Annotated in this window: 12 protein-coding genes; all 12 read left to right on the plus strand. The window is 75.8% G+C overall.

What is annotated here, in order from left to right:
* Positions 1-319: 319 nt before the first annotated feature.
* Positions 320-1420: a ketoacyl-ACP synthase III family protein gene (locus ACFCZ1_RS34820; RefSeq protein ID WP_376682290.1), complete on the plus strand. Its 1101-nt coding sequence runs from the start codon at positions 320-322 to the stop codon at positions 1418-1420.
* Positions 1417-3048 carry a class I adenylate-forming enzyme family protein gene (locus ACFCZ1_RS34825; protein ID WP_376682291.1) on the plus strand — a complete coding sequence of 544 codons (1632 nt, stop codon included), beginning with the start codon at positions 1417-1419 and terminating at the stop codon, positions 3046-3048. The genes ACFCZ1_RS34820 and ACFCZ1_RS34825 overlap by 4 nt, the downstream gene beginning before the upstream one ends.
* Complete coding sequence (locus ACFCZ1_RS34830; RefSeq protein ID WP_376682292.1) at positions 3038-4546, plus strand: type III PLP-dependent enzyme; 1509 nt, start codon at positions 3038-3040, stop codon at positions 4544-4546. Before ACFCZ1_RS34825 ends, ACFCZ1_RS34830 begins: the two co-directional genes overlap by 11 nt.
* On the plus strand, positions 4533-4814 hold the full coding sequence (locus ACFCZ1_RS34835) for an acyl carrier protein (protein WP_376682293.1): 282 nt from the start codon (positions 4533-4535) through the stop codon (positions 4812-4814). The genes ACFCZ1_RS34830 and ACFCZ1_RS34835 overlap by 14 nt, the downstream gene beginning before the upstream one ends.
* A gap of 38 nt (positions 4815-4852) precedes the next feature.
* Complete coding sequence (locus tag ACFCZ1_RS34840) at positions 4853-5866, plus strand: TauD/TfdA family dioxygenase (RefSeq protein WP_376682294.1); 1014 nt, start codon at positions 4853-4855, stop codon at positions 5864-5866.
* Positions 5867-6060: 194 nt separating this feature from the next.
* A complete protein-coding gene (locus ACFCZ1_RS34845; protein WP_376682295.1) occupies positions 6061-7296 on the plus strand; it encodes a hypothetical protein in 1236 nt (411 codons plus the stop codon).
* Between the two features lie 346 nt (positions 7297-7642).
* Entirely contained in the window at positions 7643-7879 is a 237-nt protein-coding gene (locus tag ACFCZ1_RS34850; protein ID WP_376682296.1) for an MbtH family protein, read from the plus strand.
* An 82-nt stretch (positions 7880-7961) separates the two neighbouring features.
* Positions 7962-13439 carry an amino acid adenylation domain-containing protein gene (locus tag ACFCZ1_RS34855; RefSeq protein WP_376682297.1) on the plus strand — a complete coding sequence of 1826 codons (5478 nt, stop codon included), beginning with the start codon at positions 7962-7964 and terminating at the stop codon, positions 13437-13439.
* A complete protein-coding gene (locus tag ACFCZ1_RS34860; RefSeq protein WP_376682298.1) occupies positions 13436-14791 on the plus strand; it encodes a cysteate synthase in 1356 nt (451 codons plus the stop codon). The genes ACFCZ1_RS34855 and ACFCZ1_RS34860 overlap by 4 nt, the downstream gene beginning before the upstream one ends.
* A 143-nt stretch (positions 14792-14934) precedes the next feature.
* Positions 14935-18231, plus strand: coding sequence for an amino acid adenylation domain-containing protein (locus tag ACFCZ1_RS34865; protein ID WP_376682299.1), 3297 nt, complete (start codon positions 14935-14937; stop codon positions 18229-18231).
* The gene (gene glyA / locus ACFCZ1_RS34870) at positions 18228-19592 is read left to right on the plus strand and encodes a serine hydroxymethyltransferase (protein ID WP_376682300.1); all 1365 of its coding nucleotides are present in this window, start codon (positions 18228-18230) and stop codon (positions 19590-19592) included. The genes ACFCZ1_RS34865 and glyA overlap by 4 nt, the downstream gene beginning before the upstream one ends.
* Positions 19593-19627: 35 nt before the next feature.
* A complete protein-coding gene (locus ACFCZ1_RS34875) occupies positions 19628-24244 on the plus strand; it encodes an amino acid adenylation domain-containing protein (RefSeq protein WP_376682301.1) in 4617 nt (1538 codons plus the stop codon).
* Positions 24245-24248 lie beyond the last annotated feature (4 nt).

The raw sequence follows: 24248 nt of genomic DNA on the forward strand, positions 1-24248 counted from the left end.
GCCTTGAAGGAGGCGTCGGCCAGCTGGTCGTCGGCCTCCTTCAGCCGGGCGGCCGTGGGGGGGGGCCCGCGCCGCGCGGGGGGGGGCGGCGGCGCCCAAGCGGCCCCCGGCCCCCGGGGGGCGGGGGGGGGTGACCCCCCCGACGGCCCGTCGTGCGTCAGCGGCTCGGCAGCCGGGCTCCGGTGCACGGCCAGACCGAGGACAGAGCGGCACCGACCGGCTGTCAGTGCAGGGCAACCGTGCGGCAGGCGGCGGACGGAAGCATCGTCACCGACAGTCGCCCCGGGCGTCCTGCCACGGGGCCGGAGATCGGAGAGACATGCGCTGGGAGCAGGTGTACCTGGCCGGCACGGGTGTCTGGCTGGCCGACCGGGCGAACGCCGCGGCGGCGGTCGCGGCCGGTGCCTACGACGCCGGGGAACACGCCGTCAACCGGATCGACTCGGTCAGCTCGGCCGCGGCCGGCGGTCCGGACGATCTGTCCGCGCCGGAGATGGCGGTCCGCGCGGCCCGCACCGCGCTGCGCCGGTCCGGCCGGGCCGCGGAGCGGGTCGCCGCCGTGTTCCACAGCTACTTGTGGTTCCAGGGCGCCGAGTTGTGGCCGTCCGCGGCGTACGTGGCGCAGCACACGGTCGGCTCGGCGGTGCCCGCCTTCGACCTGTTGCAGCAGTGCAACGCGGGACTGGCCGGACTGGAGCTGGCGGCCCGGCAGCTTCGATCCGGCGGGTCCGGCGGGTCCGGCGGGTCTGGCGGGTCTGGCGGGTCTGGCGGGTCTGGCGAGGACGCGGTGCTGCTGACCACGGCCGACCGCTTCACACCCCCCGCCTTCGACCGCTGGCGGGCCGAACGGGGCATGGTCTACGGCGACGGCGGCACCGCGCTGGTGCTGAGCTCCACCCCCGAGGGAGCGACCGGCCGGCTGCTGGCCACCGCGACCCGGGTGGACAACTCGCTGGAGGGCCTGGCCCGGGGCGCCGGATTCCGCTCCGGGCCGGAGCTGGAGGCCAGGCCGGTGGACCTGGGGGCGCGGGCCGAGGAGTACTTCCGCGCACAACGCAACATGCGGGCCGCGACGCTGCGCACCGCCGCGGTGGCGGCCGAGTCGATCCGGGTCGCACTGGCCGATGCCGACACCTCGATGGACCGGATCGACCGGGTGGTGCTCAACGCCACCGGACACCAGCGGATGAGCTGGCAGCTGGAACACCAGCTGGGCGTCGACGAGAGGTTCTCGAACTGGGAGTTCTGCCGCGAGGCGGGCCACCTGGGCGCGGGGGACCACTTCGCCGGACTGAACGAGCTGCTGGAGACCGGCGAGGTCGGCGAGGGAGACCGGGTGCTGCTGGTCGGCGGCGGCACCGGCTACAGCTGCACCAGCGCGGTCGTTGAGATCACCGACGCATCGGGCGGGTGCGCATGAGCGCCGCGGCCCCGACGGGACCGGACGACGCCCGCCCCGGGTCCGTGCCGGACGACGGCACCCTCGCCATCGACCTGCTGGACGCGGCCGCGGCCGCCCATCCGGCCCGGACCGCCGTCCGGGACGCCTCCGGTGTGTGGAGCTACGCCGAACTGGCCGAGGCCAGCCGGACGGTGGCCGCCCGGCTGCGCGGGTCCGAGGGCGTCGTGCCGGGTGACCGGGTGGTCCTGAGGCTCGGCAACCGGCGGGAGTTCGTCGCCCTGTACTACGGCGTCCTGCGTGCCGGGGCCGTCGCGGTGCCGCTGAACCCGGAGCTGAAGGCCTTCGTGCTGCACGGAGTGCTGGCCGACGCGGCTCCCGCGGTGGTCGTCCTCGACCCGTCCGAGGCGGGGCCGGTCCGCGAGGCGGTCGCCGCCTGCGGCGCCCGTCCGGTCACGCCCGCCGAACTCCTCGAACGGCCGCCCGGCGCGGACACGGATACGGAGACGGATACGGAGACGGGTACGGACACGGGTACGGACACGGACGCGGGTATGGACCGGGACGCGGACTCGGACTCGGTCTCCGGCCGCACCCGCCGGTCGGCCGACGCGATCGCCCAGTTGATCTACACCTCCGGCAGCACCTCCGCCCCCAAGGGCGTGGTCTGCACCCACCGCCAAGTGGTCTTCGCGGCCCGCGCGATCGCCCGTCGGCTCGACTACCGGCCACAGGACGTGGTGCTCGTCGCGCTGCCGCTCTCCTTCGACTACGGCCTCTACCAGCTCCTGCTGGCGGCGATCGGCGGCTCCGAAGTGGTGCTGGCGGACGCGGCCGCGCCGGTGCGGGTGCTGACCGTGCTGCGCGAGTGCCGCGTCACCGTCGTGCCGGTGGTGCCCTCGCTGGCCGAGATGCTGTGCCGCCTCGCGGCCCGCGGCACGCCACCCGACCACGTACGGCTGTTCACCAGCACCGGCGCCGCGCTGGCCGGTTCGACCATCGAGGCGCTGCGCTGCGGGTTCCCGGGCGCGGCCGTGGTGGCGATGTACGGGATAACCGAGTGCAAGCGGGTCACGATCGCGGAACCGGACGCCGACCGTCAGCGCCCCGGGTCGGTGGGCCTGCCCCTGGACGGCACCACGGTCGAGGTGCTCGACGAGCAGGGCCGCGCTCTGCCGCCGGGCGAGACCGGCGAGATCGTCGTCGGCGGCCCGCACGTGATGACCGGTTACTGGAACGCGCCCGAACTGACCGCCCGTCGCTACCGTCCGGACCCGCGCACCGGACGGATCCGGCTGCACACCGGCGACCAGGGCCGACTGGACGCGGACGGACACCTCTACGTCAGCGGTCGCCTCGACGACCAGTTCAAGCGGCGCGGCGTCCGGATGAGCACACCGGAGATCGAGGCCGCCGCGCTGGACGTGCCCGGCGTACGGGCCGCCGCCGCGCTGCCTCCCCGGGACGGGCTCGACCTGCGCCTGGTCGTCACCGGCCAGGACGGGCTGACCGCGCGCCGGGTGATCGAGGGCCTGGAACAACGGCTGGAGGCGGCGAAGGTGCCCGCCAGCTGCCGGGTCCTCGCCCGGATGCCACTCACCCCCAATGGCAAGACCGACCGGAAGGCGCTGGAGACCGATGCGCACTGACCCGCCCCCCACCGCACCGGCCCGGACCCAGGACCCCGTACCACCGCTCGCCGAGGACCTGCTGGCCGCCGAGCTGGTGGGCCGCTACGGCAGCCCGCTGTACGTGTACGACCTGGCCCGGGCCGAGCGGGCCGCCGCCGATCTGCGTGCGGCCCTGCCCGAGCGCTCGCACCTCTACTACTCCCTCAAGGCGAACCCGCACCCCGAGCTGGTGCGCGCCCTGCGCCTGGCCGGATGCCGCCCGGAGATCTGCTCCACCGGTGAACTCGCCGCCGCGCTGGAAGCGGGTTTCGGCGGCGCCGACTGCCTCTACGGCGGCCCGGGCAAGACCGCCCGGGAACTGCGCGAGGCGCTGGACGCAGGGGTGCGCACCTTCTCGGTCGAGTCGCCCGCCGATCTGCGCCGGGTCGGCGCCGGGGCCCGGGCCCTCGGCGTGACCGCGCGCTGCCTGCTGCGGATCAATGGCGCGGGCGCGGGAGCGGGCGTCGGCCTGCGGATGACCGGAGGGGCCTCGCAGTTCGGCCACGACATCGTGGACGGGCTGCCCCGCCTCGACGAATTCACCGTGGAGGGTACGGAGTTGTGGGGGCTGCACTTCTTCCCGCTGACCAATGCCGCCGACCCGCATGGGCTGCTCGCCGAAGCCGTCGCCTCGATCCGCACCGCCGCCGCACTGGAGGCCCACTGGGGCCTGCCGCTGCGGATGCTCGACCTCGGCGGCGGCTTCGCCTGCCCGTACGCGGCGCCGGGGGAACGCCCGCTCTACCACGCCCTGCGCGCACCGCTGGAGGCCGCGCTGGACGAGCATCTGCCGGGCTGGCAGGGGCGGTTGGAGCTGGCCTTCGAGTCCGGCCGGTACCTGGTCGGCGACAGCGGGCGGCTGGTCTGCACCGTCACCGAGGTCAAGGAGAGCCGCGGCACCACGTACGGCGTGCTGGACAGCGGGATCAACCACCTGGGCGGGCTCTCGGGGGTGGGCCGGCTGCCTTCGCTGCGCGCCGCACCGCTGCTCCTGACGGACCCCGGGGCCGAAGCGGAGGAGGCCGGGACCCGGCGGGTGGCCCTGGTCGGGCCGCTGTGCACCCCCGCCGACGTGATCAGCCGGGCCACCGAGGCCGTACCGCCGCGCCCCGGGGCGCTGCTGGCCGTGCCCAACGTCGGCGCGTACGGCGCCACCGCGAGCCTGCTCGGCTTCCTCAGTCGCCCGGCTCCCGCCGAGATCACCGTCCGGGACGGCCTGGTGGTCAGCGCGGACCGGCTGGCCCTCGTACGGGAGCCGCTGCCCGGGCACCGCACCGATCCCGAAGCGGCCACCGCACCGACCACCCCCGTGCGGACCATCACCGCACCGACCACCACCGCACCGACCACCACCGCACCGACCACCACCGCACCGACCACCCCCGTGCCGACCACCACCGCACCGATCACCAGAGCCACCATCACCGCGACCTCGCCGGTCGCACCACAAGGAGCTGAACAGCGTGACCACACCTGACCACACACCTGACCGTTGGGACGACCGGTACGAGACCGTCCTGGCCGAGCTGCTGCCCCGGTTCGCCGAAGAGCGGCCGCTGTCCGCCGACCGCGGGCTGCGCGCCGCCGGGCTGGACTCGATGGCCGTCGTCGAACTGCTGGTGCGGCTGGAGGACGCCTACCAGGTGGCCATCCCCGACGAGGAGCTGGGCCCGGAGGCCTTCGAGACCGTCGGCAGCCTGTGGGCGGTCATCGCCCGGCAGCTGGACCCGGCCACCCCGCACTGACCGGCCCGCCCCGACCGCTGAGAGAAAGGCTGGCACCCGTGCCGGTATCACTGGACATCGAAGTAGAAGTAACAGCGCCCGGCCTGGTGCTGACCGGAGCCGAGACGGCCGCCACCGAACGGGTCGCCGCAGGGCTCTGCGGCGGGCCGGAAGGGGCCCGGGTCGACGAGCCCGCCTGGGTGGCCTCGGTCCGCGACAGCTGGGAGGAACTGCCGGCCCGGCTGCGCCGTGCCCTGCGCGCCTTCCGCCGGGACCCCGGACCGGGCGGCGCCCTGCTGGTGCGCGGACTGCCGGTCGCCGAGTCCGGGTTGGGCGGTACCCCGCTGACCGACTGCTCGGTGCAGCGCACCGCCACCGTACCGGCCTCGGTGCTGATGCTCGTCGCGTGCGGGCTCGGTGACCCGGCCGCCTTCCGCCCCGAGAAGACCGGTGCGCTGGTGCAGGACGTCGTCCCGGTGCCGGGACGCGAGGAGTTCCAGGGCAACGCGGGCTCGGTGCTGCTCACCTTCCACAACGAGAACGCCTTCCACCCGCACCGGCCGGACTTCGTCATGCTGCTGTGCCTGCGCGCCGACCCGGACGGGCTGGCCGGACTGCGGACCTCCTGCGTGCGCGAGGTGCTGCCGCTGATGGACGCGGGGACCCGGGCGGCGCTGCACCGGCCGGAGTTCCGCACCGCACCGCCGCCGTCGTTCGGCGCCGCCGACGGCCCCGCCGAGCCGCACGCGGTGCTCACCGGCGCGTACGAGGACCCGGACCTGCGCGTGGACATGGCCGCCACCCAGCCGCTCACCGAGCGGGCCGCGGCGGCACTGGCCGAGCTCCAGCTGCTCTTCGAGCGCACCGCCCGGACCGCCCGGCTGGAGCCCGGCGACCTCGCCGTCGTCGACAACCGGATCACCGTGCACGGGCGCACCGCGTTCAGCCCGCGCTTCGACGGCACCGACCGCTGGCTCCAGCGCACCTTCGTCCTCGCCGATCTGCGCCGCTCGCGCGCCCACCGGGCGGACGACGGCTATGTGCTGGCCGACCCGGCCGGGACCCGCGGCTGATCCACCACACCCCCGCAGCCTGGTCGGCGCGGCCCTGCGGGGCCCGCGCCGACCGGGCTGCGCCGTCTCGCCCGCGCGCCACCGTGCCGCGCACCGCTGACACCGCGCACCGCCGACACCGCAGGCCGCTGCCCCGCAGCCCCCTGCCTCACCGGGCCGTTCCCGGCCCGGCCGCCCACCGAACGGAGCTACCTGTGACCGTCCTCTCCCCGGCCCCCGCCGTCGGGCCCGCCCCCACCGCCCCCACCACCCCCACGGGCGGGACTGCACCCGTACCCGCCGTCGACCCGACCCGAGCGCCCGGTGTCGGCGGCCCCAGCCTGGCCGCAGCCCGGCCGGATCCGGCCGACCTGGACCCCCGCCGCGCGCTGCGCGAACTGGCGTGCTGGCGGGCCGACGGCGGGGACGCCGCCCGGTTCCCGTACCGTGCGGTCCTCGGCCACTACCGGGCCGTCGGCAAGAACGCGGTCGGCGCAGAGCTGCTGGCGGCCCTGCGCGCGGTCGAACCGGCCGTGCCGGCCCCCGGCGAACCGGCCGCGCGGCTGCTCACGGCCTGGCTGCCCCAGGTGGTGGACGGCGCGCAGGGCGACTACGACAGCTACCTGGGCAGCCCGGTGTACGCCTCGCTGGCCAGGACCGGTGCGCGCACGGAGCAGGTGATCACCGCCCTGCTCGCCGACCTGGTGGCCACCGAGGCCGCCACCCTGGTCGAAGCCGCGGCCGGACGGGCCCGTACCCGGGCCGCTCACCGCGCCCTCACGGCGGCGGCCGGGCTCCCGGCCGAATACGGGACGACGGCCGCGCCGCAGACCACCGAGGACGACACGGCCGAGCTGGTCCGGGCCTGCGCCGCCGCAGTCGCGGCGGCGCGGGACACGGTGCCGTCCGGAGTGCTCCGGGCGGTGGAGCTGACGCTGACACCGACCACCCGGAGTCACGACGAGCAGATGTTCATCCGGGTCATCCAGATCTTCGAAGCCGTCTTCGCCGCCGTCGGCCGGTCCATAGAGGAGGCCACCGAGGCGGTGGCCACCGGCAGGGCCGACCGGGCGCGGGAACTGCTGGAGGGTGCGACCCGGCAGGTGGCCGGGACCCCCGCGGTGTTCCGGGTGCTGACCACCATGCCCAAGGACGCCTTCGCGGTGATCCGGGCCAACACCGACGGCCGCAGCGCGGTCCAGTCCAAGGCCTACCGGACCGTCGAACGGTCCTCCCCGAAACTGCACCGCACACTGCTGACCAGCTCTCTTCAGGAGCGCGAACTCCATTCCGCCATGAGCGAGTTGGACACCTCCTGGGGTGCGATGAAGCGCACCCACTGGGGGATCACGATGAAGGTGATCGGCCAGGTGCGCGGTACGGGCGGCACCGCCGGTGCCTCCTACCTCCGCGAGGCCGCCGAGGCCCGGCTGTTCCCCGCCCTCGGCTGAGGCCGCCGGGGCCCGGCTGTTCCCGCCCCTCCGCTGAGGCCGCCGTCCCGCCGAGACCTTCAGCCGGCGTTCAGTGAGCCGTCAGCGAGCCCCCGCCGAGGCGTCAGCCCGGGCCCGGTCCGGCGCCGGGGAGCCGCCGGAAGGGCGTCCGTGCCCACCCAGGCCGGGGCCAGGACCGGCCCAGAGCAGACCCAGGACCGGCCCAGATCCCGGTCAGGCGGGGCCAAGGGCGCGGTCAGGGCCGAACGACAGCATCGAAGACAGAACGGCCGGCCCGCACGGCCCGCGCCGGGCGGCGGCACGGACGCCGCCGCCGCAAACCCATCCACCGAATCGGAGTGCAGTGATGAGCAGCGAGGACACCACCGTCTACCAGGTCGTCGTCAACCACGAGGAGCAGTACTCGATCTGGCCGGCCGACCGGGACCTGCCGGCCGGCTGGCGTGCCGAGGGACCCCGGGGCGAGAAGGCGCAGTGCCTGGCCCACATCGACGAGGTGTGGACCGACATGCGGCCGCTGAGCCTGCGCGTGGCCATGGAGCAGCAGGCCGCCGAGGCCGCCGCGCTGCCGGCCGCGGGCTGAGCGCGAGCGCCGACACGAAAACGGCCGCCGACGGCGGCAGCAGGAACAGGGCATCGGACACCGAACGGTGAGGGAAGAACGCGTGGACCCGCGACTTGAGCATCAGGACTGGATCTCGGCGATCGCCGCCACCGCGGCGGCGGATCCGGACCGCACGGCCTTCGAGTTCTCCGGAAGGGAGGACGCACCGGCCGAGCGGCTGAGCTACGGACAGCTCGACCGGCGGGCCCGGGCCGTCGCCGCCCGGCTGCAGCGGCTCGGTCTGACCGACCGTCCGGTGCTGCTGCTCCAGCCGCCGGGCCTGGACTACGTGGTCTCCTTCGTCGGCTGCCTGTACGCCCGGGCCGTCGCGGTGCCGGTGTACCCGCCCAACCGCCGGCCGCGCTCGCTGGAACGGCTGGTCGACATCGTCGCGGACTGCGGGGCGACGGTGGCGCTGACCACCGCCGCCGTCCGCGACCGGCTGCTGCCCGACGACCCGGACGGCGCGGTCATGGACGTGCTGCGGCTGCTGGCGACCGACCGGGTGCCCGAGGCGGAAGCGGGGGAGTGGGTGCACCCGCAGGTCGGCGCCGACACCGTGGCCTTCCTCCAGTACACGTCCGGCTCCACCTCGGCGCCGCGCGGCGTGGTGCTGACGCACGGCAACCTGCTGCACAACTCGGCCGTGATCCAGCGGGCGTTCCGCACCACCGGCAGCACCCGCGGCATGTCCTGGCTGCCGCTCTTCCACGACATGGGCCTCATCGGCGGCATGCTCCAGCCGCTGTACTACGCGGGCTCCTGCTCGTTGATGTCTCCCACCTCCTTCGGGCAGGACCCGCTGCGCTGGCTGCGCGAGATCAGCCGTACCCGGGCCACGGTGAGCGGCGGCCCCAACTTCGCCTACGACCTGTGTGCCGACCTGGCCACCCCCGAGGTGCTGGCCGGACTCGACCTGAGCAGCTGGGAGGTGGCGTTCAACGGGGCCGAACCGGTGCGGGCCGATACCTTCCGGCGGTTCGCCGCCGCCTACGCCCCGGCGGGCTTCCGGGCCGAGGCCTTCACCCCGTGCTACGGGCTGGCGGAGGCCACGCTGATCGTCTCCTGCAAGCCGCACGGCACGGCCCCGGCCCGCTACCCGGCCCCGAACGCGCTGCTCGCCGGAACCGGCAACGGTACGGACGGTACGGACGGTACGGACGAGACGGACGAGACGGACGGGACGGACGGGACCACCGAGCTGGTCAGCAGCGGGCGCCCGGACGACTCCCAGCGGCTGGAGATCGTCGACCCGGTCACCCGGCGGCCGGTGCCCGCAGGGGCGATCGGCGAGATCTGGCTCTCCGGCCCGAGCGTGGCCCAGGGCTACTGGAACCGGCCCGAGCACAGCGCGGCCACCTTCGGCGCCCGCCTCGTCACCGCCGAGACGGCCGAGACCGGCGAGACGGCCGAGACGGCCGAGACCGCCGAACGGGCCGCCGAGCGCGGCCCCGCCTTCCTGCGCACCGGCGACCTCGGCCTGCTGCACGAGGGCGAGCTGTACGTCACCGGCCGTCTCAAGGACCTGATCATCGTCCGCGGCCGCAACCACTACCCGCAGGACATCGAGCAGACCGTCTCCGCCGTCCACCCCGCGCTGCGCGCCAACTGCGGCGCCGCCGTCCAGGTCGAACTGGCCGGTGCGGCCGAGCTGGTGATCGTCCAGGAAGTGTCCCGGGACCACCAGGACGGCGACCTGCCCGCGCTGGCCCGCGCGGTGCGCGAGGCCGTCGCCGAGGCGCACGGGGTACGACCGGCCGCGGTGGTGCTGATCCGCGCCTCGACGCTGCCGCGCACCTCCAGCGGCAAGGTGCAGCGCCACGTGTGCGCCGCCTCCTACCGCGAGGGCGAGCTCACCGCGCTGGCCCACAGCGGCCGGCCGCAGGGAGCCGCGGACGAGCGGCCGATGGCGCTGGACGCCGCCGCGCTGCGGGCGGCCGACCCGGCCGAGCGCCCGGCGCTGCTGCTGGCCGCGCTGCGCGGGCTGCTCGCCGCCCGGCTCGGGCTGGCCGTGGAGGACCTCGCCCCCGAGCACCGGCTGGCCGAAATGGGCCTGGACTCGCTCGGCGCGGTCCGGCTGCGGCACGAGCTGCACACCGTCCTGGGCGTGGACCTGGCCCTGACCGAGGCGCTGGCCCTGGACCTGGCCGCACTGGCCGGGCTGCTCGCCGAGCGTTTCGAGGAAGCGGCCGGGGCACCCGCACCGGCCGTGGCAGCCGAGCCCACCGAGCCCGGTGACCACCCGCTCTCCCCGAACCAGGCCGCCCTCTGGCTCCTGCACCAGGTCGCGCCGGAGAGCCCCGCCTACCTGGTCTCCACCGCCTTCCGCGTGCACGGCGCACTCGACCCGGCCGCCCTGAGCACCGCCCTGGCGGGCCTGACCCAGCGGCACACCGTGCTGCGCAGCACCTTCCCCCGGACCGGAACCGGACCGGTACAGCGGGTGCACGCCGCCCTCCCGCCCGCCTTCGAGGAGGTCGACGCCTCCGGCTGGAGCGCGACCGAGCTGGCCGCAGGCCTGACCGAGGCGGCCGAGCAGCCCCTCGACCTGGAGGCCGGACCGCTGCTGCGGGCCCGGCTGTTCACCGGCGCCGAGGGGGGCCACCGGCTCGTCCTGACCGCCCACCACCTGGTGGCCGACCTGTGGTCGCTGTCGCTGCTGCTGGACGAGCTGGCCGCCGGCTACCCGGCGGTGCTGCGCGGCGGGCCGGCCGTCGACGCGAACACCGCTGCCACCACCGCCGCCGCCGCCACCGCCGCTGCCCCGTTCGCGGCGTTCGCCCGCCGCCAGGCCGACCTGCCCGGCACCGCAGCGGGACGACGCCGGCTGGCCCAGTGGGGCACGGCCCTGGCCGGGGTCCGCGCCGGTACCTCGCTCCCCGCCGACCTGCCGCTGCCCCGGCGCCAGCGGCTGCGCGGCGCGTCACTGCCGCTGGAGGTGGACGCCGCCACCACCGAAGCGCTGACGGCACTGGCCCGGCGCGAGGGCAGCACCCTGTACACGGTGCTGCTGGCCGCCTTCCAGCTCCTGCTGGCCCGCAGCACCGGCGAGCCGGACGTGGTCGTCGGCACCCCCGCCCACGGACGTGACGACGCCGCGTTCGCCGGCACGGTCGGCTGCCTGGTCAACACGGTGCCGCTGCGCATCCGGATCGATGCCGCCGAGCCGTTCACCGCCCTGCTGACCCGGGTGCGCGACGGCGCGCGGCTCGCACTGGACGGCGCCGAGGTGCCGTTCCCGGCACTGGTCGAGCTGATCCGCCCGGACCGCGACCAGGGCGGCCGACCGCTGGTGCGCAGCCTCTTCAGCCTCCAGCAGGCCCCCGGCGAGCATGCCGAGGCGCTGGTGGCGATGGCCACCGGCCGGAGCGGCGTCCCCTTCGCCCTCGGCGCACTGGACTGCTCGACGCTGGCGCTGCCGGTCGGCGGCAGCCAGTTCGACCTCCAGCTGACCCTGGGCGAGGCCGGGGGCGGCCTGGCCGGTGCGGTCCGCTACGACACCGACCGCTACCTGCCGGCGACCGCCGAGCGCTTCGCCGCCCACTTCGCCACCCTGCTGGCGGAGATCGCGGCCGACGCCGCCCGCCCGGTCGGCGAACTGCCGCTGCTGGCCCCGGCCGAGCGACGGGCCGTCCTCGCCGAGGGCAACGACACCGCCCTCGCCTACGACCCGGCCGACGGGGTGGTGCGCGGGTTCGAGGCCCAGGCCGCCCGGACCCCGCTGGCCGTAGCGGTCCGCGCCGCGGGTCCCGGCGGCGGCGAGCAGCTGGACTACGCAACCCTGGACCGGCTGGCCGACGGGGTCGCCGCGCGGCTGCGCGCGATGGGCATCGGCCCCGGCCGCACCGTCGCCGTCCTGCTGCCGCGCACCCCACGGCTGCTCGCCGCACTGCTCGGCGTGCTCAAGTCCGGCGCCGCCTACCTGCCGCTGGACCCCGGCCACCCGGCCGACCGGCTGGCCCTGGTGCTGGCCGACGGCGCCGCCGCCGCCGTGCTGACCGACCTGCCCGCCGACCGGGTGCCCGCCGGGGACTGGACCGTGCTGGCGGTCGACGGCATCGGCGAGGCGCGGCGCGGCGCCGACACCCGGATCGACCCGGAGACAGCGGCCTACGTCCTGCACACCTCCGGTTCGACCGGCCGCCCCAAGGGCGTGGTGGTCCCGCACCGGGCCCTGGCCAACCTGCTGGCCTCCTTCCGGCGCGACCTCGACCTCGCCCCCGGCGCGGGCTGGCTCTCCGTCACCACCCCGGCCTTCGACATCGCCGCGCTGGAGTACTTCCTGCCGCTGGTCCACGGTGCGACCGTGCACCTGGCGGACGCGGCGACGGCGGGCGACGGCTCTCGGCTGCGCGCCTGCCTGGAGAGCGGCGCGATCAGTCACCTCCAGGCCACCCCGGTGACCTGGCAGCTGCTGCTGGAGGCGGGCTGGCCGGGCACCCCCGGGCTGACCGCGCTGTGCGGCGGCGAGCGGCTGCCCGTGGAACAGGCCGCCGAGCTGCTGGCCCGCGGCGTGCGGCTCTGGCAGGTCTACGGTCCGACCGAGACCACCGTATGGTCGGCGCGCGGCGAGCTGACCGCGGCCGACGGGGAACTGCCGCTGGGCACGCCGGTCGCCAACACCCGGCTCTACCTGGTCGATCCGCTCCTGCACCCGGTCCCCACCGGGGTCACCGGCGAGCTGCTGATCGGCGGCGACGGCCTGGCCCACGGCTACCTGGACCGGCCCGGCCTGACCGCCGAGCGGTTCGTACCGGACCCCTTCGGCCCCGTACCGGGCGCGCGGCTCTACCGCACCGGAGATCTGGTGCGGCGCGGGGCGGACGGCGCGCTGCTCTTCGTCGGCCGATCCGACACCCAGGTCAAGCTGCACGGGCACCGGATCGAACTCGGCGAGATCGAGACCGCGCTGGAGCGACTGCCCTCGGTACGCCGGGCGGCGGTCGTGGTGGACGGAGAGGGCGCGCGGGCCCGGCTGGTCGGGTACGTGGAACAGCACGGGACGCCCGCGGCCCCGGCCGAGCTGCGCGAGCTGCTGCTGCGCACCCTGCCCGGCTACGCGGTGCCCTCGCTGCTGGTGACGCTGGACGAGCTGCCGCTGACCGCCAACGCCAAGGTGGACCGGCGGGCCCTGCCCGCGCCGGAGACCCACCGCACGACCGGCACCGTCGAGGAGCCGGTCGGGGCGACCGAGCAGCGGATCGCCGCACTGCTGGCCGAGCTGCTCGGGACCGAGCGGATCGGCCGGCACGAGGACCTCTTCGACCGGGGCGCGCACTCGCTGTTGCTGGCCCGTTTCGCCGAGCGCCTGAGGGCCGAGTTCGGCGTCGCACCGCAACTGCACCAGCTGTTCGACCGGCCCACGGTGGCCGCCGTGGCCGCCCTGGTCGACGCGGCGGCCCAGCGGCCCGGAGCCGCGCCGGTCCGTCGGCCGGCCCCGGCCCGGGTGGACCGCACCCGCTACGCCGTCAGCCGCGGGTCCGACGGCGCACTGCGCCCGGTGCTCTCCGGTGCGGCCGCCGAGGGGGACGCGCGATGACCTCCGCCCCGTACCTACCGGCCGCGAGGGCCGACGGGTCGGCGACCGGGCCCGGCGCCGCCCCGGCGGACCGCCCGTACCTGCTGCGATGTCCGGTCTGCCACGAGAGCTACCAGGACGACGGACTGCGGCTGGACTGCGCCGGTACCCACCGGCCCGGCCTGCTGAGCACCGAGTACGCCCGCGACTTCGCCCCCGGCCCCGGCAGCGGCCCGTTCCGCTACGCCTGCTGGCTGCCGAACGCGGCACGGGCCCTGCCCGGGGGCGCCATCGGAGCCACCTACCGGGCCGAGAGGCTGGGCCGCGAGCTGGGCCTGAACGAGCTGTGGGTCGCGTTCAGCGGCCACTGGCCCGAGCGCGGCGCGGCCCTGGACACCGGCAGCTTCAAGGAGCTGGAGACGCAGGCCGTGCTGGCCCGGCTGCCCCAGCGCCCGCCGGTCCTGGTGGTCGCCTCGGCCGGCAACACCGCCGCGGCCTTCCTGCGGGCCTGCTCGCGGCAGCGGGTGGACTGCGTGCTGGTGGTCCCGGACGAGGCGCTGCCCGCACTCGCCGTCGCAGGGGAACGCGCGGACTGCGTACGGCTGGTGACGGTGGCCGGTGACTACACAGACGCGATCGAGCTGGCCGACGCGATCGCCGCCCGGCCCGGCTTCCAGGCCGAGGGCGGTACCCGCAACGTGGCCCGGCGCGACGGCCTGGGCACCGCGCTGCTGGCCGCCGCCGAGACCATCGGCCGACTGCCCGACCACTACGTGCAGGCGGTGGGCAGCGGGGCCGGGGCGATCGCCGCGCACCAGGCGGCCCGGCGGCTGCTGGCGGCCGGATTCCCGGCGGCGCACCGCCCGGACGCCGTGTCCGGCGGGCTGCCGCGACTGACGCTCTGCCAGAACGCCCCGTTCGCGCCGATGGTCCGTGCCTGGCAGGACGGCCTGGCGGAGCCGGTCATCGGCTCCGGCCCCGAGGTGCGGGCGGCGGTGGCCGCCGTCCACGCCCGGGAACTGACCACCCGCAAGCCGCCCTACGCCGTGGTCGGCGGGGTGCGCGAGAGCCTCGTCGAGAGCGGCGGCGAGCTGCGGGCGGTGGACAACGCCGAGGCGGCCGCCGCCGGAGCGCTCTTCGCCGCGACCGAGGGCAACGACATCGAACCGGCCGCGGCGGTGGCCCTGGCCGGTCTGCGGCAGGCGGTCGCCGCCGGACGGATCCGGCCCGAGGAGACCGTGCTGCTGCACGTCACCGGCGGCGGCCGGGCCCGCCGCGCGGCTGCCCACCCGCCCGCCGCGGTCCACCCCGACCTGCGGATCCCGCCCGGGCTGGGCGCCGAGGCCGCCGCCTACCTGGTGACCGGCGCATGACGGCCCCCGCCCCCGGCACCGCTGCGGCGGCCGCCCCCGGTCCCGCTTCCGGTCCGGCCTCCGGCACCGCTGCGGGCCCCACCCCTGACCACGTCCATGACGTCGGCCCCACCCCATCCGGTCGGCAGAGAGCAGAGCAGACCATGCAGCAGTTCGCCTTTCCCGCCACCTCGGCCCAGCGCCGGATCTGGCTGGTGGAGCGGCTGATCCCCGGCACCAGCGCCTACCACCTGCCGTTCGCCCTGCACCTGGACGGCCCGCTCGACACCGCCGCCCTGGAGTCCGCGCTGACCGAGCTGGTCCGCCGGCACGAGACGCTGCGCACCTGCTTCGAGCAGGTGGACGGCGAGCTGGTGCAACTGGTCGGTGAACCGGCGCCGTTCGCGCTGGAGACCCGCGAGACCGCGGACGCCGGACTGGAGACCGTCCTGGCCGCCGACGCCGCACGCCCCTTCGACCTCGGCCGCGGCCCGCTGCTGCGCGCGGTGCTGCACCGGCTGGCGCCGCGGCGCCACGTGCTGGCGATCACCGTCCACCACCTGGTGGCCGACATGTGGTCGATCGGCATCCTGCTGGCCGAACTGGCGCAGTGCTATGCCGGACGCTCCGGCGAGCTGCCCGAACTGCCTATCCAATACGGTGACTTCGCGGTCTGGGAGGGCGAGGCCCACGCCGCCGACGACGGAACGGGCCGCGCGTACTGGCACCGCGCGCTGGCCGGTGCGCCCGAACTGCTGGAGCTGCCCTGCGACCGGCCGCGCCCGGCCGTGCAGTCGTTGCGCGGGGCCGCGCTGCCGGTGGAGCTCCCGGCAGAACTGTCGGCCGGGGTCCGGGCACTGTGCCGCCGGGCCGGCGTCACCCCGTTCATGGCGCTGCTGGCCGCCTTCCAGGCGGTGCTGGCCCGGCACAGCGGCAGCGAGGACATCGTGGTCGGTACCGGCGCGGCGGTCCGCCCGGCCGAGGCCGAGGCGCTGATCGGCTGCTTCATCAACATCGTGCCGGTGCGCACGTCGCTGGCCGGTGACCCGACCTTCGAGGAGCTGCTCGGCCGGGTCCGCTCGGCCTCGCTGGCCGCCTTCGAGCACCAGGAGCTGCCGTTCGAGCGGATGCTCCCGGAGCGGGCGGCGGGCCCGGCACTCAGCCACAACCCGCTGGTCCAGTCACTGCTGCTGGTGCAGAACGCGCCGCTGGCCGCACCGGGGCTGCCCGGCCTGGCGGTGACCGTGCGGGAAGTGCCGCGCGGCGGCGCGCAGATCGACCTGAACCTCCAGATACGCGAAGTGGAGGGCGTGTTCACCGGCACCGTCGAGTACGCGAGCGACCTGTTCGACCCGGCCACGGTCGAGCGGCTGCTCGGGCACTGGTACACCCTGCTGGCCGCCGCCGTCGCCGCACCCGGTACGCCGCTGTCGGCACTGCCGATGCTCACCGGGGCCGAGCGGCGGCGGGCTCTGGCGGAGTGGAACGACACGGCCCACGCGTACCCGGAGGCCGGGGCCTGCCTGCACGAGCTCTTCGAGGAGCAGCTGTCCCGGCGCCCGCAGGCACCGGCCGTCGTCGGCCCCGCCGGTGAGTTGAACTACGCGGAACTCGACGCGCTCGCCGAGCGGATCGCCGGACGGCTGGCCGAGCTGGGCGTGGGCCCGGACACCACCGTCGGCCTCTGCCTGGCCAAGGGCCCGGCGCTGGTGGCCGCCGTGCTCGGGGTGCTCAAGGCGGGCGGCGCCTACCTGCCGCTCGACCCGGCCTACCCGGCGCAGCGGCTGGCCTTCATGCTCCAGGACGCGGCGCCGCCGGTGGTCCTCACCGAACGGGCCCTGGCCGGGCTGCTGCCGGACGTCGGGGCCGAGCTGCTGGAGGTGGAGGACGCCGGGCACTGGCCGGCCGCCCGACGGCGCCCGGTCGGGCTGGGCCCGGACCACCTGGCGTACGTCATCTACACCTCGGGCTCCACCGGTACGCCCAAGGGGATCGCCGTCCCGCACCGGGGCGTCGTGAACAACCTGCTGGACCTCAATGACACCTACGGCATCGAGCCCGGCGACCGGGTGCTCGGCCTGTCGTCCCCCAGCTTCGACATGTTCGTCTACGAGACGCTCGGCATCCTGGCGGCGGGCGGCGCGGTGGTCATGCCGCACCCGGACCGGGCCCGCGACCCGCACCACTGGGTGGACCTGGTGCGCCGCCACAAGGTGACGGTGTGGAACTCGGCCCCGGCCCTGGCCGACGCCTTCGTCAGGGCGGGGGAGGAGCGGGGCGTCCGGCTGTCCCGGCTCAAGGCGGCCTTCCTCGGCGGCGACTGGATCCCGGTCGCCCTGCCCGGGCGCTTGCGCCGCCTCGCGCCGGAACTGGCCTTCATCGCGCTCGGCGGCGCCACCGAGGCGTCCATCCACTCGATCACCTACCCGGTCGTCGAGAGCGACCCGGCCTGGACGAGCATCCCGTACGGCCGCCCGATGGTGAACCAGCAGGCCGTCGTGCTGACGCCCGCGCTGGAACCGGCACCGGTCGGAGTACCGGGCGAACTCTGCCTGGCGGGAACGGGGCTGACCCGCGGCTACCTGCGCCGCCCGGGCCTGACCGCGGACCGCTACCGCCCGCACCCGGGTGCCGGTACCGAACCGGTACCGGCCGGGGCGCGGCTGTACCGCACCGGCGACCTGGCCCGCACCCGCGCCGACGGGGTGATCGAGCTCATCGGACGGCTGGACCACCAGGTGAAACTGCGCGGCCTGCGGATCGAGCTGGACGAGATCGAGGCCGTGCTGCGCCGCCTGCCGGGCATCGAAAGGGCCGTGGTGACCGCCCGCGGCAGCGGGGACGACCGGCGCCTGGTCGGCTACCTGGTGCCCGCTGGGGGTGCCGAGGGTGCCGAGGGTTCCGGGGGTTCCGGGGGTTCCGGGGGTTCCGGGGGTTCCGGGGCGGTCCCGTCCGCCGCCGAGCTGCGCGCCCTGCTCAAGGCGGACCTGCCCGAGTACATGGTCCCGGCGGCCTTCGTGACGCTGGACGCGCTGCCGCTGTCGCCCAACGGCAAGGTGGACCGTGCCGCCCTGCCCGAGCCCGACGGACGGGCCGACCGCGCCGCCGCCGCGTACGTGGCCCCCCGCGACGACACCGAGCTGGTGCTCGCCGCGCTCTGGGCCGAGCTGCTGGAGACCGACCGGGTCGGCGCCGAGGACGACTTCTTCGCACTCGGGGGGCACTCGCTGCTCGCCACCCGGCTCGCCTCCGCGCTGCTGGAGACCTTCGGCGTCGAACTGCCGCTGCGCGAGCTGTTCGAGGCGTCCACCCTCGCCGAGCAGGCGGTGCGGCTGGCCGCCCGGGGCCGCGAGACGGGCACCGATGTCGCGGCCGTGGCCCACATCGCGGCCGGACTGCTGGAGATGACCGACGAGGAGGCCCACGGGCTGCTCGCCGAACACGAGGAGAGCATCGCATGAGCACCACCGGCACGACCACGAGCACCGGCGTCCTGGCCGACTACGCCGGCCTCGGCGCACAGCGCCTCGCCGCCGCCGACCCGCTGCTCGCCGGCCTGCTGGAGCGCGAACACGCCCGGCAGAACGAGACCCTGGCCATGGTGGCCGCCTCCAGCAGTGCCGACCCCTCGGTCCTCGCCTGTGCCGGAGCGACCATCTCCAACGTCACCACCGAGGGCTACCCCGGCGCCCGGTACCACGCGGGCTGCGAGCTGGTCGACGAGGTCGAACGGCTGGCGGTGGCACGCGCCCGGTCGCTGTTCGGGGCCCAGTACGCCAACGTACAGCCGCACTCGGGCAGCACCGCCAACCAGATCGTGCTGTGCACCCTGATGAAGCCGGGCGACACCCTGCTCGGCATGGAGCTGAGCGCGGGCGGGCACCTCACCCACGGCTCCCCGGCCTCCGTGTCGGGCCGGTTCTTCCACGCGGTCGGCTACGGCACCGACGCCGACGGCATGCTGGACTACGAGCAGGTCGCCGAACTGGCCCGCACACACCGGCCCAAGGTGATCGTCTGCGGCGCCAGCGCCTACCCGCGCACCGTGGACTTCCCCCGGTTCCGGCAGATCGCCGACGAGGTCGGCGCCTTCCTGCTCGCCGACATCTCGCACATCGCCGGCCTGGTCGCGGCCGGACTGCACCCCAGCCCGGTGGACCACGCGCACGTCACCACCACCAGCACCTACAAGCAGCTGTACGGGCCGCGCGGCGGCCTGATCCTGCTCGGCCGGGACGCCGGCCTCCCCCTGCCCGGCACCCGGCGCACCCTGGCCCAGGCGATCTCCCACGGCACCTTCCCCTTCCTCCAGGGCACCCCGGACCTGGGGGCGGTCGCGGCCAAGGCGCGCGCCTTCGACATCGCCGCCCAGCCGGAGTTCCGGGCACTGGCCCAGCGCGTGGTGTCCGACTCCCGGGAACTCGCGGACGCCTTCACCGGGCTGGGCCACACCCTGGTGACCGGCGGAACCGACAACCACATGGTGCTGCTGAACGTCGGCCCCCGCGGCCTCACCGGCGCGATCGCCGAGTCCGCGCTGGCCGACTGCGGGATCGTGGTCAACCGCAACCGGATCCCGGACGACCCGTACGGCCCCCGGGTCACCAGCGGCATCCGCTTCGGCACCAACACGCTCGCGCTGCGCGCCATGGGACCGGCCGAGATGCGCCGCTGCGCCGCGCTGATCGACCGGGTACTCACCGCCGTGGTGCCCCGCGGCGAGCGCGACTTCACCCTCGATCCCGCTGTACGCGCCGAGGTGCGCGGCGAAGTCACCCGGCTCTGCCGGGAGTTCCCGCTGCCGCACCACCTGCCGGCCTGACCCACTCCTCGCCACCGACCCACCCGGGATCCCCAATGAGCCAGTCACCCCAGCGCACCGCGCTCTCCTCCGACAAGCGCCGCCTGCTCGCCAAGCTGCTCCAGCAGCAGGGCCTCGCCCGCACCGGCGCCGCCGGCCTGATCGCCCGCCGCCCCGAAGGGGCCCGGCTGCCGCTGTCCTTCGCCCAGCAGCGCCTCTGGTTCGTCGAGCAGTTCGCCGGTCCGAGTCCGCTCTACAGCATCGCCTGCACCGTCCGGCTGACCGGACGGCTGGACGCCGCAGCACTCCAGGGGGCCCTGGGCCGGGTGGTGGCCCGGCACGAGGCGCTGCGCACCACCTTCCGCGTCGAGGACGGCCGCCCCGAGCAGGTCGTGCACGCCCCGGCCGAGGTCGCACTGCCGCTCACCGACCTGTCCGCCCTGGCCGACGACGCCCGGCAGGCCGCCCTCGCCGAGCTGACCGAACGCGAGAGCCGCCGCCCCTTCGACCTGGGCGCCGGACCACTCATGCGCGCCGGCCTGGTCAGGCTGGCCGGCGAGGAGCACCTGCTGCTGCTCGCCATCCACCACATCGTGGCGGACGGCTGGTCACTGGACGTCCTGGTGCGGGAACTGGCCCACCACTACCGCCCCGACGCTGCCGAGCTTGCCGAACTGCCCGTGCAGTACGCCGACTTCGCCCTGTGGCAGCACGACCGGGTGTCGGGCGAAGTGCTGGACGGCCAGCTGGCGCACTGGCGCGAGCGGCTGGCGGGCGCGCCCAGCACCGTGGACCTGCCCACCGACCGGCCGCGCACCGCCCGGCAGAGCTTCGCCGGTGCCAGCTTCCCGTGGCGGCTGGACGGCGACCTGGCCACCCGGCTGACCGCGCTGGCCCGCGAGCACGACGCCACCCTGTACATGGCCCTGCTGGCCGGCTTCACGGCCGTGGCACACCGCTGGAGCGGGCAGGAGGACCTGGTGGTCGGCTCGCCGGTCGCCAACCGCAACCACCCGCAGACCGAAGGCCTGATCGGCTTCTTCGTCAACATGCTGCCGCTGCGCGCCGACCTGTCCGGCAATCCGACCTTCCGCGAACTGATGGGCCGGGTGCGGGAGTCCGCGCTCGCCGCGTACGCCCACCAGGACGTGCCGTTCGAGCGGATCGTCGAGGAGGCCCGCCCAGACCGCGACGCGGGCGGGCGCACCCCCTTCGCCAACCTGCTGCTGGTCCTCCAGAACACCCCGGAGACCCGGATCGAGCTGCCCGGCCTGCGGATGGACGTGGCCGCGGTGGACACCGGCACCGCCAAGTTCGACCTGCACCTCCAGGTCACCGAGACCCCGCAGGGCCTGACCGGCCTGGCCGACTACAGCACCGAGCTGTACGAGGAGCGCACCGTACGCCGGTTCATCGACCAGTGGCTGCGCCTGCTGGCCGCCGCGGTCGCCGACCCGGACACCCGGCTGGACGCGCTGCCGCTGCTGACCGGCGCCGAGCGCCGCGCCGAACTCGTGGCCGGCGCCGCCCGGCACGCCACCGCGGCGGGGGCGCGCAGCCTGCCGGCGGCCTTCGCCGAACAGGTCCGGCTGCGGCCGGACGCGATCGCGGTCGGCTGCGGTGCCGAGCGGCTGAGCTACGCCGAGCTGGACCGGCGCTCCGACGCGCTGGCCCGGCGGCTGCGCGAGGCGGGCGTGGGCCCGGAGAGCCGGGTGGCGATCTGCGTGGAGCCCTCGGTGCGGCTGGTCACCGGAATCCTGGGCATCCTCAAGAGCGGGGGCGCGTACGTCCCGCTCGACCCGCGTCACCCGGCCGAGCGGCTGGCCTTCACCCTCGCCGACTCCGGCGCGGTGGCCCTGGTCGCCGACCCGGAACACGCCGGGCTCGCCGACGGGATCGCGGTCCTGGACGTCGACCAGCCGCTGTCCGCGCGGTCGCTGTCAGCGCAGCCTCGGGAACCGGCCCCGCTGGGCCCGGACCACCTCGCGTACGTGATCTACACCTCCGGCACCACCGGCCGCCCCAAGGGCGCGCTGCTCACCCACGGCAACGTGCTGCGGCTGTTCGACGCGGCCGCCGCGGACGTGCCCTTCGGCCCGGACGACGTCTGGTCGCTCTACCACTCGGCCGCCTTCGACTTCTCGGTCTGGGAGATCTGGGGGGCGCTGCTGCACGGCGGCCGGATCGCCGTGGTGCCGCAGGAGGCCCGGCGCACCCCGGCCGCCTGCCACGCGCTGGTGCGCGCCGAGGGCGTCACCGTGTTCAGCCAGACGCCCACCGCGTTCCGCCAGTTCGCCGATGCCGATGCCGCTACTCGTGCCGCTGCCGACGCGGCGGCCGGCGATCCGCAGGCCCCTCCGCTCGCGCTGCGCCACGTGGTGTTCGGCGGCGAGGCCCTGGAGCCGGGGACGCTGCGCGACTGGGCCGCCCGGCACCCCGACGGCCCGCGCCTGGTGAACATGTACGGCATCACCGAGACCACCGTCCACGTCACCGCGCACACCCTCGCCCCCGCCGACCTGACCGCCTCCGGCAGCGTGATCGGCCGCCCGCTCGCCGACCTGGCGGTGCACCTGCTGGACCGGCGCGGCGAACCGGTGCCGCCCGGGGTCCCCGGCGAGCTGTGCGTCGGCGGACCGGGCCTGGCCCGCGGTTACCTGGGCCGTCCCGGCCTGACGGCCGAACGCTTCGTCCCCTCCCCGCTCGGCGACGGCGCGCGGCTGTACCGCAGCGGCGACCTGGCCCGCCGGCTGCCCGACGGCACACTGGAGTACCTGGGTCGCATCGACCAGCAGGTCAAGGTCCGCGGGCACCGGGTCGAGCTCGGCGAGATCGAGGCGGAGCTGGGCGCCCACCCGGGTGTGCGGCACGCGGCCGTGCTGCCCCGCGAGGCCCCGGACGGCGGCACCGGGCTGGTCGCCTACCTGGTCCCCGACCAGGAGGACGGACAGCAGACGGCGCAGGGCCCGGCCCGCGCGGCCGACGCCGAGCAGGTAGCGCAGTGGCGCACCGTGTTCGACACCGCCTACGACCAGTACGAGCAGGTCGGCGGCGCCGATCCCACCTTCAACATCCGTGGCTGGAGCAGCAGTTACACGGGGGAGCCGATCCCGGCCGAGGAGATGCGGCGCTGGGTGGATGACACCGTCGCCCTGGTCCGCCGCACAGGCCCGCGCCGGGTCCTGGAGATCGGCAGCGGCACCGGCCTGCTCCTCTTCCGGCTGGCCGGCGCCTGCGAGCAGTACACCGGCCTCGACCTGTCCGACACCGCCGTCGCCCACGTGCGCCGCCACCTCCCGGCGGACTGGGAGCACGTACGGCTGCTGCGCCGGGCCGGACACGAGGTGGACGACCTGGCGGCCGAGGAATTCGACACCGTGATCGTCAACTCGGTGGCGCAGTACCTGCCGAGCGCCGCCTACCTGGTCGAGGTGCTCACCAAGGCCGCCGCCGTGCTCGCCCCGGGCGGGCGGATCGTGGTCGGCGACGTACGCCACCTGGCCCTGCTCGACGCCTTCCAGGTCTCCGTGATCCAGCCGGGCCTGCCCGCCGGGGCGGGCGACGCGGAACTGGCCCGCCAGGTGCGCCTCGCCGTACGCCAGGAGGACGAACTGCTGCTGGACCCGCGCTTCTTCCAGGCGCTGCGCCAGGAGATCCCGCGGATCGGCCGCGTCGAGGTGCTGCTCAAGCCCGGCCGCGACCCCAACGAGATGACCCGCTACCGCTACGACGTGGTACTCCACCTGGACACCGAGCCCGCCCCCACCGCACCGGTGCGCACCGTGCCGTGGACCGGCGGCGACCCGCGGACCCTGCTCGACGGATCCCCGCTGGTGGTCACCGGCATCCCCAACGCCCGGGTGCACGCCGACGCCCGCACCGCCGCCCGGCTCGCCGCCGCGGCCCCGGGAGCGGACCCGGCCGACGACAGCACCGGGGACCCCGCCGCCGTGGACCCGCAGGAGCTGCGCGAGCTCGCCGACGCGCTCGGCCTCGCCGTCGAGCTCAGCTGGGCGGACGGCGACCCGCTCGGCCGCTTCGACGCCGCCTTCCGCCCGGCCGGAACCGACCCGGTGACGGCTCCGGCGCCCGCCGGGGACAGCGCGGGCCTGCCGTGGCCGCACTGGTCCAACGACCCGCACCGCGGCCGCGCCGCCCGCGGCCTGGTGCCCCGCCTCCGCACCCACCTGCGGGAACGGCTGCCGGAGTACATGGTCCCGGAGGCCTTCGTCACGCTGGACGCGCTCCCGCTGACCCCCAACGGCAAGCTCGACGGGGCCGCACTGCCCGCACCGGACTGGTCCACCGGCTCCACCGCCCTGCTCGCCCCGCGCGACGAGACCGAGCGGGCCCTTGCCGAGATCTGGAGCACCGTCCTGGGCGTGACCCGGATCGGCCTGGCCGACGACTTCTTCGACCTCGGCGGCCACTCGCTGCTCGCCGTCCGGGTGACCGCCGCCGTGCGCGAGTCCCTGGGCCGCGAGCTGACGGTGCGGGCGCTGTTCGAGGCGCCGGTCCTGGGCGAGTACGCCGAGACGGTGCGCCGCGCCCCGGCCGCCGAAGCGCCGTCCGCGTCGGCCGGGCCGGTGCGCGAGGTCGTCCCGGCCGCCGACGCCGGATTCGACGACCTGTCCGCCGAGGAGCTGGCCGCGCTGATGGGCGGGGACCTGTGAGCGC

It is taken from the genome of Streptomyces sp. NPDC056224, from assembly GCF_042267665.1.
Taxonomy (GTDB): Bacteria; Actinomycetota; Actinomycetes; order Streptomycetales; family Streptomycetaceae; genus Streptomyces.